At 70.5% G+C, this 16,749-nt stretch carries 8 protein-coding genes; 6 read left to right on the plus strand and 2 right to left on the minus strand.

Annotated elements, in window-relative coordinates:
* Positions 1–57: 57 nt before the first annotated feature.
* From FHT26_RS11790 to FHT26_RS11810, 5 genes are all read left to right on the plus strand, one after another.
* A complete protein-coding gene (locus FHT26_RS11790) occupies positions 58–1,689 on the plus strand; it encodes a M48 family metalloprotease (protein ID WP_168560324.1) in 1,632 nt (543 codons plus the stop codon).
* A gap of 92 nt (positions 1,690–1,781) precedes the next feature.
* Positions 1,782–7,652, plus strand: coding sequence for an alpha-2-macroglobulin family protein (locus tag FHT26_RS11795; protein ID WP_168560325.1), 5,871 nt, complete (start codon positions 1,782–1,784; stop codon positions 7,650–7,652).
* Complete coding sequence (gene pbpC / locus FHT26_RS11800; RefSeq protein ID WP_168560326.1) at positions 7,649–9,772, plus strand: penicillin-binding protein 1C; 2,124 nt, start codon at positions 7,649–7,651, stop codon at positions 9,770–9,772. Before FHT26_RS11795 ends, pbpC begins: the two co-directional genes overlap by 4 nt.
* Positions 9,773–9,887: 115 nt before the next feature.
* A complete protein-coding gene (gene alaC / locus FHT26_RS11805) occupies positions 9,888–11,105 on the plus strand; it encodes an alanine transaminase (protein WP_168560327.1) in 1,218 nt (405 codons plus the stop codon).
* A gap of 71 nt (positions 11,106–11,176) precedes the next feature.
* Positions 11,177–12,358 carry a hypothetical protein gene (locus FHT26_RS11810; protein WP_168560328.1) on the plus strand — a complete coding sequence of 394 codons (1,182 nt, stop codon included), beginning with the start codon at positions 11,177–11,179 and terminating at the stop codon, positions 12,356–12,358.
* A gap of 12 nt (positions 12,359–12,370) precedes the next feature.
* On the opposite strand, the gene FHT26_RS11815 is transcribed toward FHT26_RS11810, so the two are convergent.
* Positions 12,371–12,730: a phage holin family protein gene (locus tag FHT26_RS11815; RefSeq protein ID WP_168560329.1), complete on the minus strand. Its 360-nt coding sequence runs from the start codon at positions 12,728–12,730 to the stop codon at positions 12,371–12,373.
* A gap of 279 nt (positions 12,731–13,009) precedes the next feature.
* On the opposite strand from FHT26_RS11815, the gene FHT26_RS11820 reads away from it, so the two are divergent.
* Positions 13,010–16,177: a DUF8811 domain-containing protein gene (locus FHT26_RS11820; protein WP_168560330.1), complete on the plus strand. Its 3,168-nt coding sequence runs from the start codon at positions 13,010–13,012 to the stop codon at positions 16,175–16,177.
* A gap of 127 nt (positions 16,178–16,304) precedes the next feature.
* Here the strand turns inward: FHT26_RS11820 and FHT26_RS11825 are convergent, their stop codons facing one another.
* The gene (locus FHT26_RS11825) at positions 16,305–16,628 is read right to left on the minus strand and encodes a hypothetical protein (RefSeq protein ID WP_168560331.1); all 324 of its coding nucleotides are present in this window, start codon (positions 16,626–16,628) and stop codon (positions 16,305–16,307) included.
* Positions 16,629–16,749 lie beyond the last annotated feature (121 nt).

A 16,749-nucleotide genomic window follows, 5' to 3' on the forward strand; every position in this document is an offset into this window, starting at 1 on the left:
GCAACGTGGCGCTGGCATCATAGCGACCGGTCCCGTTCCAGCTTCGTGCCCCACCGGATGACACGCTCGATCCCACCCACCCGTCCGACCCTGGCCGCCCGCTTCACCGCGTCGCTCTGCGCGCTGGCCTTGCTCGGCAGCAGCGGCTGGGCGCAGGCGCAGCCGCAGGGCGCGGCCTCGGCCCCCGAGCCGGCACCGGCCGCGCAGAACGCGCTGCCCGCCCTCGGCGATTCGGTGTCCGACGACCTGAGCGTCGGCACCGAGCGCCGCATCGGCGACCAGATCATGCGGGCCATCCGGCAGGACCCCGACTACCTCGACGACCCGGTGCTGCTCGAATACCTGCAGTCGCTGTGGCAGCCGCTGGTCGCGGCCTCGCGCGCCCAGGGCAACATCGGCGGCGAGATCGACCAGCGCTTCGCGTGGGAACCCTTCCTGGTGCGCGACAAGACCGTCAACGCGTTCGCGCTGCCCGGCGGCTACGTCGGCGTGCACCTGGGACTGATCGCGATGACGGCCACCCGCGACGAGCTCGCGTCGGTGCTCGCGCACGAGATGTCGCACGTCACGCAGCGCCACATCGCGCGCGGCATGGTCAACAGCCGGCGCCAGTCGCTGATCGGACTGGCCGGCATGATCCTCGGCGTGATCGCCGCGACGCGCAGCACGCGCGTCGACGGCGCGAATGCGATCTTCACCGGCGCCCAGGCGGCGTCGGTGCAGGGCCAGCTGAACTTCTCGCGCGACATGGAGCGCGAGGCCGACCGCGTCGGCTTCAACGTGCTGACTGGCGCCGGCTTCGCGCCCGGCGGCATGGCCGCGATGTTCGAGAAGCTCGACCAGGCCTCGCACCTGAACGACAGCGGCGGCTTCCCTTACCTGCGCACCCACCCGATCACCACCGAGCGCATCGGCGACGCCCGCCAGCGCCTGGGCACCGCCGCGCCGGTGCCGCCGGTCAGCGTGCTGGCCCACGTCGCGGCGCAGGCCCGCGCCCGCGTGTTGATGGACACCCGCACCGACGCGCTGCGGCGCTGGCAGTCGCAAGACCAGGTCGCGGCCACCGCCAGCGTCGGCGAACGGCTGAACGCCGCCTATGCCAGCGCGCTGGCGTCGACGCTGCTGCACGACTGGGCGCGCGCCGATGCCGCGCTGCAGGTCGCGCTCGGCGTGGTGCGCGGCAGCCCGCGCAGCGACGCCACCGCCGAGCGCGAGGTCGTGATGCTGCAGGCGCAGTCGCTGGCCGAACGCGGCGACGGCCCGCGCGCCGGCCAGGTGCTGAAGCCCTACCTCGACGCCGGTGCGACGCCGTCGCGCGCGGTGCTGCTGCTGCAGGCGCAGGTGGCGCTGGCCTCGCCGAAGGCCGACCCGGCCGTCAAGCGCAGCGCCGACGACCTGCAGACCTGGACCACGCTGCACCCGACCGATGCGCTCGCATGGCAGCAGCTCAGCCGCACCTGGGAACAGCTCGGCCTGCAGCTGCGCTCGCTGCGCGCCGATGCCGAATCGCACTACGCCGTCGGCGACCTGACCGGCGCCGTCGACCGGCTGCGCGCCGGCCAGCGGCTGGCCCGCTCGCCGGGCGGCAAGGTCGATTTCATCGACGCGTCGATCATCGATGCGCGGCTGCGCGACCTCGAAGGCCAGCGTCGCCGGCAGATGGAAGAGGAGCGCCGGCAGGAAGGCTGACGAGCGACGCAAGAGCGTCGCAAGCGCGGCAGCAGACCGCCGGAACCGGCGCCCGCGTGCCTTATCCTCCCGGCACTTCTGGAGGAGACGGCATGCCACGATTCACCGCCCGGGCCATCGGCGCCGCCACGTTCGCGCTGCTCGCGGCATCGGCGATTCCGGCCACGGCCGCCAGCATCACGTCGGTCAGCCCGCAGGGCGAGGTCGCGCAGGTCCGCCAGCTCACAGTGAAGTTCTCCGAGGCGGTGGTGCCGTTCGGCGACCTGCGGCTGCCCGACCCGATGGCGGTGGCCTGCGATGGCCCGGCGCGTGCCGGGACGGGTCGCTGGGCCAACGACCGCGTCTGGCTGTACGACTTCCGCGAGGCGCTGCCGCCCGGCACGCGCTGCACGCTGAAGGCGAAGCCCGACTGGAAGCCGCTGAACGGCGCGCTGACCGGCGCGACCGACTACAGCGTCAGCACCGGCGGCCCGGCCGTCGAATCGACGCTGCCCTACGCCGGCAATTCCATCGAGGAAGACCAGCACTTCGTGCTGCGGCTGACCGGCCCGGCGGTCGAGGCCACGGTCGCGGCGCATGCGGCCTGCGAGGTCGAAGGCATCGGCGAACGCATGCCGGTGCGCGTGGTCGGTGGCGCGGTCCGCGACGAGGTGATCAAGGCCCGCCAGCTCGACAAGCAGGCCGAGCGCATCGTCGTGCTGACCTGCCAGCGCCCGCTGCCGCCCGACAGCGTGCTGCGCCTGGTCTGGGGCGCCGGCATCGCGGCCCAGGTCAACCCGAAGATCGTCACGCGCACCGAGCAGCGCTTCAACTTCCGGGTGCGCCCGGCGTTCACAGCCGAGTTCAGCTGCGAGCGCGAACGCGCCGACGCGCCGTGCCTGCCGATCCGGCCGATGACGCTGCGCTTCTCGTCGCCGCTGTCGCGCGAACTGGCCGCGGCGGTCCGCCTGCAACCCGCCTCGGGCCAGGCGATCGTGCCGGCGTTCGATGCCGACGACAAGTCGACCGAACTCGACACCCTGCGCTTTCCGACACCGCTGCCCGAGCGCAGCGCGTTCACGATCGAGCTGCCGCGCAACCTGAAGGACGGCTCGGGCCGTGCCTTGGCAAATGCCGCGAACTTCCCGCTGAAGGTCGCGACCGGCGATGCGCCGCCGATCGCGAAGTTCGCGGCCGCGCCGTTCGGCGTCGTCGAGCTGAATGCCGACGCGATGCTGCCGGTCACGCTGCGCCACGTGCAGGGCGACCTGCGGACGGCTGCCGGCGGCGGCGCGGTGCGCATCAAGACGCTGCGCACCGATGCCGACATCCTGCAGTGGTACGCCCGCGTCGCGCGCTGGCACGAGAGCCGCCTGACCGCGAAGGAGGCCGGGCTGCCGGCCGCACAGCACTACGAGGTCGAGCGAGTCGTCGATGGCAAGGGCCGCAGCAAGGAGGTACGGCGCGAGCGTCTCGTCGAGACCCGCGAGCTGTCGCTGCTGAACGGCGCGGCCGATGCGAAGCGCATGGACCTGCCGCAGTTGAATGGCGGCGACCCGCGACCGTTCGAGGTGGTCGGCATCCCGATCGCCGACCCCGGCTACCACGTGGTCGAGATCGAATCGCGCCGCCTCGGCGAAGCGCTGCTCGACAAGAAGGCGCCGATGTACGTGCGCGCCGGCGTGCTGGTCACCAACCTCGGCGTGCACTTCAAGCTCGGCCGCGAGAACAGCGTGGTCTGGGTGACCACGCTCGACCGCGGCCAGCCGGTCGTCGACGCCGACATCGCGGTCAACGACTGCCGCGGCCACCGGCTGTGGGCCGGCCGCACCGATGCGAGCGGCCTCGCGCGCATCGAGCAGCCGCTCGAGCGGGCCGACGAATGCCCGGCCGACACCGGCTTCTTCGTCACCGCGCGCAAGCCGACGCCGAAGGGCCTGACCGACACCGCCTTCGTCTTCAGCAGCTGGCAGAAGGGCATCGAGACCTGGCGCTTCAGCTTCCCGACCAGCAACGACGCGCAGCCCGACGTGCAGGCGCACACGGTGTTCGACCGCACGCTGCTGCGCGCCGGCGAGACGGTGTCGATGAAGCACTTCCTGCGCCGCGAGACCCGCAGCGGGCTGGCCGCATTGCCGGCCGAGCGGTTGCCGACGCGGCTGAAGATCGTGCACCAGGGCAGCGGGCAGGAGGTCGTGTTGCCGCTCAGCTGGAACGGCACGCGCAGCGCGGTGTCGAGCTGGAACATCCCGCCGGCGGCCAAGCTCGGCGCGTACGACGTGACGCTGGAGCGCGAGGGCAACGGCGACGACCGGCAGCGCAGCAGCTGGTCGGCCGGCAGCTTCCGCGTCGAGGAGTTCCGGCTGCCGCTGGTCGATGCGCGGGTCAGCGGGCCGAAGGAGGTGCCGGTCGCGCCGAAGGAGCTGCCGATCGGCGTGCAGCTGAACTACTTCGCCGGCGGCGGGATGGCGCAGGCCCCGGCGCGCCTGACCGCGCTGCTGCGCGGCCGCGCGAGCGGCTTCGCGGGTTACGACGAATTCAGCTTCGAGCCGCCGCGCGACCCGAAGCAGGCCGCGCGCAGCGACGACGGCGACGACGGTGCACCCGAGGCGAGCGGCAAGGTGGTGGCCGACAAGCTGCCGCTGACGACCGACCGCGACGGCGCGGCCAGCGTCACCGTGAAGGACCTGCCGCCGATCAAGCGACCGAGCGAGCTCGTCACCGAGCTCACCTTCAACGACCCGAACGGCGAGGTGCAGACCGCGTCGACCACCGTCGCGCTGTGGCCGAGCGCGGTGGTGCTGGGCGTGAAGACCGGCTCGTGGGCCAGCGCGCGCGGCAAGGTCAAGCTGCAGGTGCTGGCGCTCGACACCGCCGGCAAGCCGGTCAAGGGCCAGGCCGTCGAGGTGCGCGGCCGGCTGTCGCAGGTCATCAGCACGCGCAAGCGCATGGTCGGCGGCTTCTACGCCTACGACAACCGCACCGAGGTCAAGGAGCTCGGCACGGTGTGCAGCGGCAATACCGACGACCGCGGCCTGCTGCTGTGCGATGCCGCGCTCGAGTCCGCCGGCCAGGTCGAGCTGATCGCGAAGGCGAGCGACCAGGCCGGCAACGTCGCCGAATCGGCGTCCAGCGTGTGGGTCACGAAGCAGGGCGAGCTGTGGTTCGCGCAGGACAACGACGACCGCATCGACGTGCTGCCCGAGAAGAAGAGCTACGAGCCGGGCGAGACCGCGCGGCTGCAGGTGCGCATGCCGTTCCGCGAGGCGACCGCGCTGGTCAGCGTCGAGCGCGAAGGCATCATCGCGACGCGCGTCGTCACGTTGCGCGGCGACGACCCGACGGTCGAGCTGAAGATCGAGCCGTCGTGGGGCCCGAACGTGTACGTCGACGTGCTGGTGCTGCGCGGGCGCATCCGCGAGGTGCCGTGGTATTCGTTCTTCACCTGGGGCTGGAAGGAGCCGCTGAACTGGGCGCGCTCGTTCTGGTACGAGGGCCGCGAATACCAGGCGCCGACCGCGATGGTCGACCTGTCGAAGCCGGCCTTCAAGCTCGGCATCGCGGCGCTGAAAGTGGGGCTGCAGGCGCACCGGCTGCAGGTCAGCGTGACGGCCGACAAGCCGCAGTACGCGGTGCGCCAGACCGCGAAGGCGCGCATCAAGGTGCTGCACGACGGCAAGCCGATCGCGAACACCGAGGTGGCGTTCGCCGCGGTCGACGAAGGCCTGCTGGCGCTGCGGCCGAACGATTCGTGGGACCTGCTCGGCGCGATGCTGAAGCCGCGCGCGCTCGGCGTCGAGACCGCCACCGGGCAGAGCGAGATCATCGGCCGGCGCCACTACGGCCGCAAGGCGGTGGCCGCCGGCGGCGGCGGCGGCAAGAACGCGACGCGCGAGCTGTTCGACACGCTGCTGCTGTGGAAGGCGCAGGTGGCGCTGGACGCCAACGGCGAGGCGGTGGTCGACGTGCCGCTGAACGATTCGCTGACCAGCTTCCGGCTGGTGGCGGTGGCCGATGCCGGGCTGCAGCAGTTCGGCAGCGGCAGCACCAGCATTCGCGTCACGCAGGACCTGCAGGTGCTGTCCGGCCTGCCGCCGCTGGTGCGCGACGGCGACCGCTTCAGCGCGATGCTGACGCTGCGCAACACCACCACGCACGAGATGAAGGTGCGGGCGACGCTCGCCGGCAGCGCGAACAGCGGCGGCGAGCAGGGCCGCGACATCGTGCGCACGCCGATCGAGCTGCCGCCGCAGGACGTGGTGCTGCCGGCCGGTGGCGCGAAGGAGCTGGTGTGGCCGGTCGACGTGCCGGCCGAGGTGTTCAGCATCGCGTGGGAGGCCGGTGCCGAAGAACTGGCCGGCAGCGACCAGGCGAAGGACCGGGCGAAGGACAAGCTGAAGCTGACGCAGCTCGTCAGCGCCGCGGTGCCGGTGCGCGTGCTGCAGGCGACGCTGTCGCAGCTCGATGGGCCCTTCACGCTGCCGGTGGCGGCGCCGGCCGATGCGCTGCCCGGGACCGGCATCAAGCGCGGCGGCCTGAACGTCGGCGTGCAGCCGAAGCTGACCGGTGCGCTGCCCGGCATCCGCCGCTACTTCGAGACCTACCCGTTCATCTGCCTGGAGCAGAAGACCTCGAAGTCGGTCGGCCTGAAAGACGCGAAGCTGTGGGCCGGCGTCGCGAACGCGCTGCCGACCTACCTGGACAGCGACGGGCTCGCGAGCTACTTCCCGCCGCGCGCCGAAGACGGCGCGCGCGGCAGCGACCGGCTCACCGCCTACGTGCTGGCGGCGACCCACGAGGCCGGCTTCGAGCTGCCGCCCACCGCGCGCGACAGCATGCTCGACGGGTTGACCGCCTTCGTCGAAGGCCGCATCGAGCGCAAGTTCTGGTCGCCGCGCGCCGACCTGGATGTGCGCAAGCTCGCGGCCATCGAGGCGCTGTCCCGCTACGGCCGGGCGCAACCGAAGATGCTGGGCTCGGTCAACATCACGCCGAACCAGTGGCCGACCGCCGCGGTGATCGACTGGCTCAACATCCTGCGCCGCATGCAAGGGGTGCCGGAACAGGCGAAGCGGCTCGACGAGGCGCAGCAGATCCTGCGCGGCCGGCTCACCTATGCCGGCACCACGCTGCGCTTCAGCAACGAGGGCGACGACTTCTGGTGGTGGCTGATGGACAGCGCCGATGCGAACGCGGCGCGGCTGATCCTCGCGGTGCTCGACGACCCGGCGTGGCGCGACGACCTGCCGCGCATGGTGGTCGGCAGCCTGGGCCGCCAGCGCGGCGGCGCCTGGCTGACGACCACCGCCAACCTGTGGGGCTCGCTGGCGCTCGACAAGTTCTCGGCGAAGTTCGAATCGGCCAAGGTCGCCGGCCGCACGGTCGCGAGCACCGGCGGCGCGCCGGCCGCGATCGACTGGGGCAAGTCGGTGGATGGCGGCGTCGTGACGCTGCCGTGGCCCGACAAGGCCGGCACGCTCGGCGTCGCGCAGGAGGGCAGCGGCAAGCCGTGGCTGACGGTGCAGAGCCTCGCGGCGATCCCGCTGAAGGAGCCGATCCGCGCCGGCTACAGCCTCGCGCGCACCGTCACCGCGGTCGAGCAGAAGGACAAGTCGAAGTGGTCGCGCGGCGACGTGCTGCGGGTGCGGGTCGAGGTCGATGCGCAGTCGGACATGACCTGGGTGGTGGTCAGCGACCCGGTGCCGGGCGGCGCGACGCTGCTCGGCTCGGGCCTCGGTCGGGACAGCGCGATTGCGACGCAAGGCGAGAAGCGCCAGGGAAGCTGGCCGGTCTACGAGGAGCGCAGCTTCGAGGCCTTCCGCAGCTACTACGACTACCTGCCGCGCGGCAAGCACGTGATCGAGTACACCGTGCGGCTGAACAACCCCGGCCGCTTCGCGCTGCCGCCGACCCGCGTCGAGGCGATGTACGCGCCGGAGAGCTTCGGCGAGCTGCCGAACGCGGCGATCGAGGTCGCGCCATGAAACGTGCCGCCTGCGCCGGCCTGCTGCTGTGCGCGGCAGCCGCGGCGCAGGCGCTGCCGAGTTTCGGCGACGTGAGGGCGGCGTGGAAACCGTCCGACGTGACGCTGCTGGCGCGCGACGGCACGCCGCTGCAGACGGTTCGCGTCGACCGGAGCGCGCGCCGGCTGGCCTGGGTGCCGCTGCAGCAGATCTCGCCGGCGCTACTGCAGGCCATCGTGCTCAGCGAGGACCGGCGCTTCTACGAGCACAGCGGCGTCGACTGGGGCGCGGTCGCAAAGAGCGCCTGGGCCAACGTGTGGAACACCCGCACGCGCGGCGCGTCGACGCTGACGATGCAGCTGGCCGGCCTGCTCGACGACGACCTCGCGCGGCCGGTCGGCGGGCGCAGCGTCGGGCAGAAGCTCGGCCAGGCCGTCACCGCGACGCGGCTCGATGCACGCTGGAAGAAGAGCGAGATCCTCGAGGCCTACCTGAACCGGGTTCCGTTCCGCGGCGAGGTGGTCGGCATCGATGCGCTGTCGCAGACGCTGTTCGGCAAGCACCCGGGCGGGCTCGACGTCGACGAGTCGGCGATCGCGGCGGCGCTGCTGCGCGGGCCGAACGCGACGCCGGCGGTCGTCGCGCAGCGGGCCTGCGGCGTGTTGCAACTGCAGAAGCTCGATTGCAAGGGCGTCACCGCGCTGGCGCAGACCGCGCTGCTGCGCCAGGGCGGCATGCCGCTGGGCGAGCAGCTCGCGCCGCACTTCGCGCGCCAGGTGGTGGCGGGCGATGCGCAGGCGCAAGCGAGCGTGCAGCGCACGACGCTCGACGCGCGGCTGCAGCGCTTCGCCGTCAACACGCTGCGGCGGCAGCTGGCCGAGCTGTCGGGTCGCAACGTCGAAGACGGCGCGATCGTCGTGCTCGACAACGCGAGCGGCGAGGTGCGGGCGTGGGTCGGCTCCAGCGGCAGCTACTCCGATGCCGCCCAGGTCGACGGTGTGCTGGCGCGCCGCCAGCCGGGCTCGACGCTGAAGCCCTTCGTCTACGGGCTGGCCTTCGAGCGCCGGCTGATCACGCCGGCCAGCCTGCTCGACGACTCGCCGGCGCAACTGGCGACCACCAACGGCCTGTACCTGCCGCAGAACTATGACCATGCGTTCAAGGGCTGGGTCAGCGCGCGCACCGCGCTCGGCGCGAGCCTGAACGTGCCGGCGGTGCGCGTCGGCGCGATGCTCGGGCCCGATGCGCTGGTCGAGCGGCTCAACGCGCTGGGCCTGGCGCTGCCGGAGACCGGCGGCTTCTACGGCCATTCGCTGGCGCTCGGCAGCGCCGACGTGAGCCTGCTGGCGCTGACGAATGCGTACCGCGCGCTGGCCAACGGCGGCCTGTTCTCGCCGCCGGCGCTGCGCGGCGCGGCCGCGGCACCGAAGCGCGTTCAGGGCGCGGCCGCGAGCTGGCTCGTCACCGACATCCTGGCCGACAACGCGGCGCGTGCGCGCACCTTCGGGCTGGACAGCAGTCTGGTCACGAAGGGCTTCGCCGCGGTGAAGACCGGCACCAGCAAGGACATGCGCGACAACTGGTGCGTCGGCTTCACCGACCGCTACACCGTCGGCGTGTGGGTCGGCAACGCAAGCGGCGAGGCGATGCACGACGTGAGCGGCGTCAGCGGCGCGGCACCGGTGTGGCAGGCGCTGGTGCGCCAGCTGCACGACGGCGCACCGTCGAAGCGGCCGATGGCGCCGGCGGGCGTCGTGACGATGCCGATCCGCTTCGACGACCAGCGCGAAGCGGCGCGCGACGAGGTGTTCATCGCCGGCACCGAGCAACCGCGCTGGAGCGCGAGCGCGCAGGTGCGCGGCACGCAGCGCTTCGGCATTGCGAGCCCGCGCGAGGGCAGCATCTTCGCGATCGATCCCGACATGCCGCCCGCCGCGCAGCGCATCGTGCTGGAAGGCGAGGGCGGCACCTGGTGGATGGACGGCAAGGCGCTCGGCCAGGGCGAGCGCCTGCACTGGGCGCCGTGGCCGGGGCGGCACGAGCTGAAGCTGGTGGCGCGCGATGGCGCGCTGCTGCAGGCGGTGCGCTTCGAGGTGCGGGGTGCGGATGTGCGCAGCAAGCCGAAGACCCGTTCGCGTTGAGCCTGTCGAAACGCCTGCCCGCCCAAAACCTCCGCTACCATCCTGCCCGGGCCGCGCCTCATGCGCGGCTCACGTCGCTCGGACGGTTCCGGGCGCTCACGTGAAAGTCTCCTCCATGTCCTCTTCCGCAGGCCAGCGCCGTTTCGCGCGCATCGACCGCCTTCCCCCCTACGTCTTCAACATCACCGCCGAGCTGCGCGCCGCCGCACGCCGGCGCGGCGAAGACATCGTCGACATGAGCATGGGCAACCCCGACGGGCCCACGCCGCCGCACATCGTCGCGAAGCTGGCCGAGGTGGCGCAGCGGCCCGACACCCACGGCTACTCGACGTCGAAGGGCATCCCGCGGCTGCGCCGCGCGATCTCGCACTGGTACCAGGACCGCTACGGCGTCGCGATCGATCCCGACAGCGAGGCGATCGTGACGATCGGCTCGAAGGAAGGCTTGTCGCACCTGATGCTCGCGACGCTGGACCGCGGCGACACCGTGCTGGTGCCCGACCCGAGCTACCCGATCCACATCTACGGCGCGGTGATCGCCGGGGCCGACATCCGCTCGGTGCCGCTGGTGCCGGGCGTCGACTTCTTCGCCGAGCTGGAGCGTGCGATCCGCGGCAGCTACCCGAAGCCGAAGATGATGGTGCTCGGCTTCCCGAGCAACCCGACGGCGCAGTGCGTCGAGCTCGATTTCTTCGAGCGGGTGGTCGCGCTCGCGCGCAAGCACGACATCTTCGTCGTGCACGACCTGGCGTACGCTGACATCGTGTTCGACGGCTGGAAGGCGCCGTCGATCATGCAGGTGCCGGGCGCGAAGGACATCGCGGTCGAGTTCTTCACGCTGTCGAAGAGCTACAACATGGCCGGCTGGCGCGTCGGCTTCATGGTCGGCAACCGCGACCTGGTGGCGGCGCTGGCACGCATCAAGGCGTACCACGACTACGGCACCTTCACGCCGCTGCAGGTGGCGGCGATCGCCGCGCTGGAAGGCGATCAGCAGTGCGTGAAGGACATCGCCGCGCAGTACCAGCGCCGCCGCGACGTGCTGGTGAAGGGCCTGCACGAGGCCGGCTGGAGGGTCGAGACGCCGAAGGCCTCGATGTACATCTGGGCCCGCATTCCCGAACCGTACCGCGCGCTAGGCTCGCTGGAGTTCGCCAAGCAGATGCTCGCGAAGGCGAAGGTCTCGGTGTCGCCCGGCATCGGCTTCGGCGACCACGGGGATGACCATGTGCGCTTCGCGCTGATCGAGAACGAGGCCCGGATCCGGCAGGCGGTGCGGGGGATCAAGGCGATGTTCAAGGCGGATGGGGTGACAGGGATGCGAACGACCTGACAAACGGCAGCGACGGGACGGGAACTGATCGGGGTTGCCTTGTTACTCAAGGCGGGCAGAGAGGATGCGTGTTGTGCGTCACCTTCAACGCACACCACACGGATCTCTCCGAAGTTCCATCCCTTTTCAAGGTCAGGCGTATGTCGTTGCCATCACCCCGCAAAGTTCTTCACTCAGCCACCAAGGTCCTGAATGGGCTGAACAAGGCACCGGAGTACTTCTCCAATGGTCAAAAAGTGAGCGCACGTGCTTGGCACGAAGCGCAAGGGCTGGTTTATCACAAGAGCAACGCTGACCAGATCGCCGGTGCGGTGGCGAACAAGACTCTCCAGATCGCCAACGCGGTGGTTCTCAAAGTGAACAAGGCTCGGGACCAAGCAAGGGGGGCGCTGGACGACTACGTCGGCATTGCTGACGAGGCCTGTCGTGACGTCATCCGCCACGCGGAGGGGTTCCACCTGCACAAGTACACCAGCTTCGCCAAGAAGGCTGGCCGTGATGTGGGACGCCAAGCGAAGAGTGCGCTGGGCGCATATGTCGAATTTGCCGACAAGGCCTGTCGTGATGTGATCCGCCTCGACAAGTACGCCCGCTTTGCCAAGAAGGCCGGACGTGACTTGGGCCGCCACGCGAAGAGAGTGACCCACGGGGCCGCTCGTCAGGTGGTAGATGCGGGCGGTGTGGTCGCTCAAGGGGCGGAAGATGCTGCAAGCAGCGTACGCAAAACCGCAAGAAATGCAGGCTCACGCCTCGCTGAGGGCGTCCGAACGCTGAAGAAGGAAATTCAGCCTACCCGTCGGCGCGAGGGCGGCAATCCCAGTGATCGGCGAAAGTCCGCAGTTCCGGCAGAAGAGCAGACGGTGTTCGCCAATCTGGTGAAGCGGGATTCCGGCTCCAGCAAGCGGCCGTTCGGCTTGCAGTTGCCGGAAGGCTTCCACTACAGCGAGCCCACCTTGACCGATGCCGGTGTCCCTGGCGAGCTCAAGGCAGTCGAAGACATGTGTCGAATCGACGGCGACACCGTGGTTGCTTATCGCAACGTCTACAGGCTCGCACTCTACGTTCAAGGGAACTCGATTTCTATCGGCCTGCACATGGTGAGCGGACTTGAGTCGGTGCTGACGGAGCGAGCCGAACTGCTGTGGGAATACAGCCAACAAGGGCAGTCGGCCCACTTCTGCGCTTTGCTTGCAGCAGCGCGAAGTGATCTGATGGACTTTCAACCAGACGCGGTGGTTCGCGCCGGAGACTGAGGACCAATCGTCTCACCCCGCCTTTGACGAGAACACCGCCTCCAGAGCGGTATCGATCACCACCCCGCACAAGCTGTAGATCAACGACCCGATCAGCGCGGCGAAGAAGCCGGCGACCGCGAGGCCGCTGAGCAGCTGCGCCGCGAAATAGAACATCAGCGCGTTGATCACGAACAGGAACAGCCCGAGCGTCAGCACCGTGACCGGCAGCGTCAGCAGCACCAGGATCGGCCGCAGCAGCGCGTTCAGCAGGCCCAGCACCAGCGCGGCCAGCATCGCCGAGCCGAAGCTGGTCACCGTGACACCAGGGTAGAGGTGGGCCACCAGCAGCAGCGCGGCGGCCAGCAGGAGCCAGCGGAGGAGGGTCTTCATCCGCGCGAGCATACCCGGGGCGGTCGCGCCGCTGCAATCGAGACGGCAGCGCCGCGGCCTGCCGCGACCGTGGTCCGACGACCCAGGGTTTTCCGCTCCCCCTAGGGATAGGGGGCATGCTTTGTCACGCCTTGACACACCGAAGCTGCGCCACCGAGCATGCAGCTTCCCATCAACCCCACGCACAGCGCCGCGTCACGCACCCGTGAGCGGCGCTGTCCCGGTCTGGCTGCAAGCAGTCCGACGGATCGGGTGGACGTGCCCCACAAGGAGTGTCTCGTGTCGATCCGAATTTCCTGGAAAGCCGGGCTGGCCCTCGCAGCCGCGCTCGCCCTGACCGCCTGCGGCGGCGGAGGCAGCAGTGGCAGCGACGGCGCGCCCGATGCCGCGTCCGCCGCGGATGCCCCGCTCGCCGATGCCCCGGTGCGCACCGTGCAGCAGATCGCACTGCCGGGCGGCCGTGCCGACGTGCTCGATGCGCGCCTGTCGAAGGCGACCGGTGCGGTCGATGTGTGGGTGACGCTCGACGACGCGCCGGTGGCCGCTGCCGCGGCGCAGCTCGCGATCGCCGCGTCGACCACCGAACGCACGCTGAGCGTGAAGACGCTGCGCGAAGCCCCGCAGGCCACGCGCGAAGCGCTGGCCGCGCACCGCAAGTCGGTGCTGTCGCACCAGGACGCGCTGCAGTCGCGCCTGAGCACGCTCGGCGCCCGCGAGCTCGGCCGCGTCCACATGGCGCACAACGCCATCGCGGTGCGCGTCGACGCGTCGCAGCTGAAGGCCATCGCCGCGCTGCCGGGTGTCGCCAAGGTGCGCCGTGTCAACCACTACGAGATGAGCCTGAGCGAGACGGTGCCGTACATCGGCGCGACCGCGGCGCAGCAGGCAGGCGCCGATGGCACCGGCGTGCGCGTAGCGGTGCTCGATTCGGGCATCGACTACACGCACCGCAACCTTGGTGGCGCCGGCACGCCGGAGGCCTACCTGAAGGCCTACGGCACCGACCCGAGCGACGCGCGCAACACCACCATCGACCCGAGCGTGTTCCCGACCGCCAAGGTCGTCGGCGGCTTCGACTTCGTCGGCGACGTGTGGCCGAACGGCCCGCGCACCGAAGACCCGAACCCGATCGACTTCCAGGGCCATGGCACGCACGTCGCCGACATCATCGGCGGCAAAAGCCTGGACGGCACCCACAAGGGCGTCGCCCCCGGCGCGAAACTGCTCGCGGTGCGGGTGTGCAGCGCGGTGGCGACCAGCTGCAACGGCGTGGCCATCCTGAAGGGCCTCGACTGGGCGCTCGACCCGAACGGCGACGGCGACACCTCCGACGCCGTCGACGTGGTCAACCTGTCGCTCGGCTCCGACTACGGCCAGGTGATCGACGACTCGACCGAGGCCATCTCGACGCTGGTCGATGCCGGCGTCGTCGCGGTGGTGGCGGCCGGCAATGCCGGCAACCGGCCCTACATCGTCAGCTCGCCGTCGATCGCCCCGGGGGCCATCAGCGTCGCGCAGACGCAGGTGCCGAGTGCCGTGGCCTTCGGCCTGAAGATCAACTCGCCGGCCTCGATCGCCGGCACCTACGGCAACACCGCGACGGTCGACTGGGCGCCGATCGCCGGCGGCTTCAGCGGCGACGTCGTCTTCGTCGGCACCGCCTGCCCGGGCGAAGCGCTGCTGGCCAACCCGGCCGGCAAGGTCGCGCTGATCGACCGCGGCGCCTGCTCGATCAGCCTGAAGGTGGATGCGGCCGGCGCGGCCGGTGCCACCGGCGTGCTGCTCGGCCTCGTCGCCCCCGGCGACGCGGTGTCGTTCAGCAACGGCGGCGGCACCCACTTCGTGCCGACGCTGGTGATCACGCAGGCGACGTCGAACAAGATCAAGGCCAACCTCGCGGCGCCGGTCAACGTGACGGTCAGCGACGGCACCAAGGTCGCGCTGGTCGGCAGCATGGCCAGCACCTCGGCGCGCGGCCCGAGCATCAGCTACCAGACCATCAAGCCCGAGATCGGCGCGCCCGGCGCGTCGGTGTCGGCGGTGGCCGGCAGCGCCACGGGTGAAGAAGCGTTCGGCGGCACCTCGGGCGCGACCCCGATGATCGCCGGCTCGGCGGCCATCCTGATCGGCAAGTACCCGAACCGCACGCCGCTGCAGATCAAGTCGATGCTGATGAACAGCGCCAACACGGCGGTCTACACCAACCCGGCGCTGCTGCCGGGCGTGCTGGCGCCGATCACACGCATCGGCGCGGGCGAGGTGAGGGTCAACAAGGCGCTGGCGCTGAACGCCATCGCCTACGAACCGACCTCGCTGTCGGCGGCGCTGTCGTTCGGCGCACAGGAAGTCTCGGCCCCGTCCGAGTACGAGAAGAAGCTGGTGGTCGAGAACTTCGGCAACACCGCGAAGACCTTCGCGATCAAGAGCGCCTTCCGCTTCGCTGACGACCAGGCTGGCGGCGCGGTGACGATCTCGGCGCCGAGCTCGGTAAAGGTCGCGGCGGGCGGCCGCCAGACGATCACCGTGAAGCTGCGCGTGAACCCGGCGAAGCTGCCGGAGTGGACGCTGGACAGCGGCGCGCAGGGCGGCAGCGGCGAGCTGCTCGACGCCCCGGAGGTCGACGGCTACCTGACGCTGAGCGCCGGCACCGAGCTGCTGAGCGTGCCGTGGCACATCCTGCCGCGCAAGGCGGCGCAGACGATCGCGGTGGCGGCGGTGCGTCCGAACTGGCCGGGCGGCATCATCCTGATGGGCAACGTCGGCGCGGCCGACAGCGAGTTCGACATCTTCGCGCTCACCGGCACCAGCAAGAAGGCCGATCCGGCCGAGCTGCCGAAGCCGGGCGACAACTTCGCGTTCATCGACATGCGCGCGATCGGCGTGCGCTACGTGGCCGACGCCGGGGCGCTGCAGTTCGCGCTGAGCACCTTCGGGCGGCGTGCGACGGCCAACTACCCGGCCGGTTTCGAGGTCGACATCGACGTCGACCGCGACGGCGTGCCGGACTTCGCGGTCTACAACCAGGAGCAGGGCGCGTTCGGCAGCACCGGCATCAACCTGATCAACGTGGTGAACCTGGCGACCGGCGTGGGAGGCGCCTACTACTACGCGGATGCGGACTTCAACTCGGCCAACATGATCATGACGGTGCCGCTCGCGGCACTGGGCCTGACGCCGGACCAGCAGTTCGACTTCACCGCGAGCGCTGCCGACAACTACTACACCGGCAACGTGACCGATGCGTTCGACAAGATGACCTTCACGCCGGCCAAGCCGCGCTACGCGGTCAACGGCGACAGCAGCGGCATCGTGCGCAGCCTGCGCATCCAGCGCGTGGACACGCTGACCCCGGTGGGCGGCGCGACGGCCTCGCCGTCGCAGACCGGCTTCCTGGTGATGCTGCGCCGCGAGGCGGGCACGGAGGCGCAGGTGATCGTCGCGAGATAACACCCACCCCCGAGGCGCTTCGCGCCTCCCCCTCAAGGGGGCGCCGCCAGTGGCCCGGCCAAGCCGGTTCCACGGCGGCCGCTGGATGGATCGGCCCCGCTGTTGCGGGGCCTCTTCATTTCCGCCGTCACTCCGTCTCGGCAAACCGCAGTGTCTTGACGATGCCCTTCTCGAGAAAGACGAAAAGGAATCTGAGCGTCGCCGGGTCGGCATGGACATACGCCATCTCGCCGAAGTCGGACCGCTTGCGCCGTCCCGTCACGGCGTGATTGCGACGCTCCAGTTCCTTCAAGTCGTCAATGCGATACGGCGGCCCCAGCCGTTCCACGACGGCGGCCGACTTGTCTTCAATGCACAGCCCGGCCAGGCACGAGCCATGGCCAAGTGCAGGCGCGGCCCACGGCGGCATGACCACCATCAGCAGGGCTGCGGCGAAGATTCTGCGGTTCATTGCGTCAGTCTCTGCGATCCAGGATCGTGCCCTCGGGATGCCGCGCCCTGAACCGCTCAATCGGTGCAGATGACCCACTGGCAAACCCTCGCGCAATGGACCGCATGCCGTCCGGACAACG

The sequence above is a fragment of the Rhizobacter sp. SG703 genome (genome assembly GCF_012275445.1).
Taxonomy (GTDB): domain Bacteria; phylum Pseudomonadota; class Gammaproteobacteria; order Burkholderiales; family Burkholderiaceae_C; genus Rhizobacter.

Excerpts from the sequence above, each read along its gene's own strand:
- FHT26_RS11790 (WP_168560324.1), top strand. The coding sequence starts at position 58 with ATGACACGCTCGATCCCACCCACCCGTCCGACCCTGGCCGCCCGCTTC.
- FHT26_RS11795 (WP_168560325.1), top strand. The coding sequence starts at position 1,782 with ATGCCACGATTCACCGCCCGGGCCATCGGCGCCGCCACGTTCGCGCTG.
- pbpC (WP_168560326.1), top strand. The coding sequence starts at position 7,649 with ATGAAACGTGCCGCCTGCGCCGGCCTGCTGCTGTGCGCGGCAGCCGCG.
- alaC (WP_168560327.1), top strand. The coding sequence starts at position 9,888 with ATGTCCTCTTCCGCAGGCCAGCGCCGTTTCGCGCGCATCGACCGCCTT.
- FHT26_RS11815 (WP_168560329.1), bottom strand. The coding sequence starts at position 12,730 with ATGAAGACCCTCCTCCGCTGGCTCCTGCTGGCCGCCGCGCTGCTGCTG.
- FHT26_RS11825 (WP_168560331.1), bottom strand. The coding sequence starts at position 16,628 with ATGAACCGCAGAATCTTCGCCGCAGCCCTGCTGATGGTGGTCATGCCG.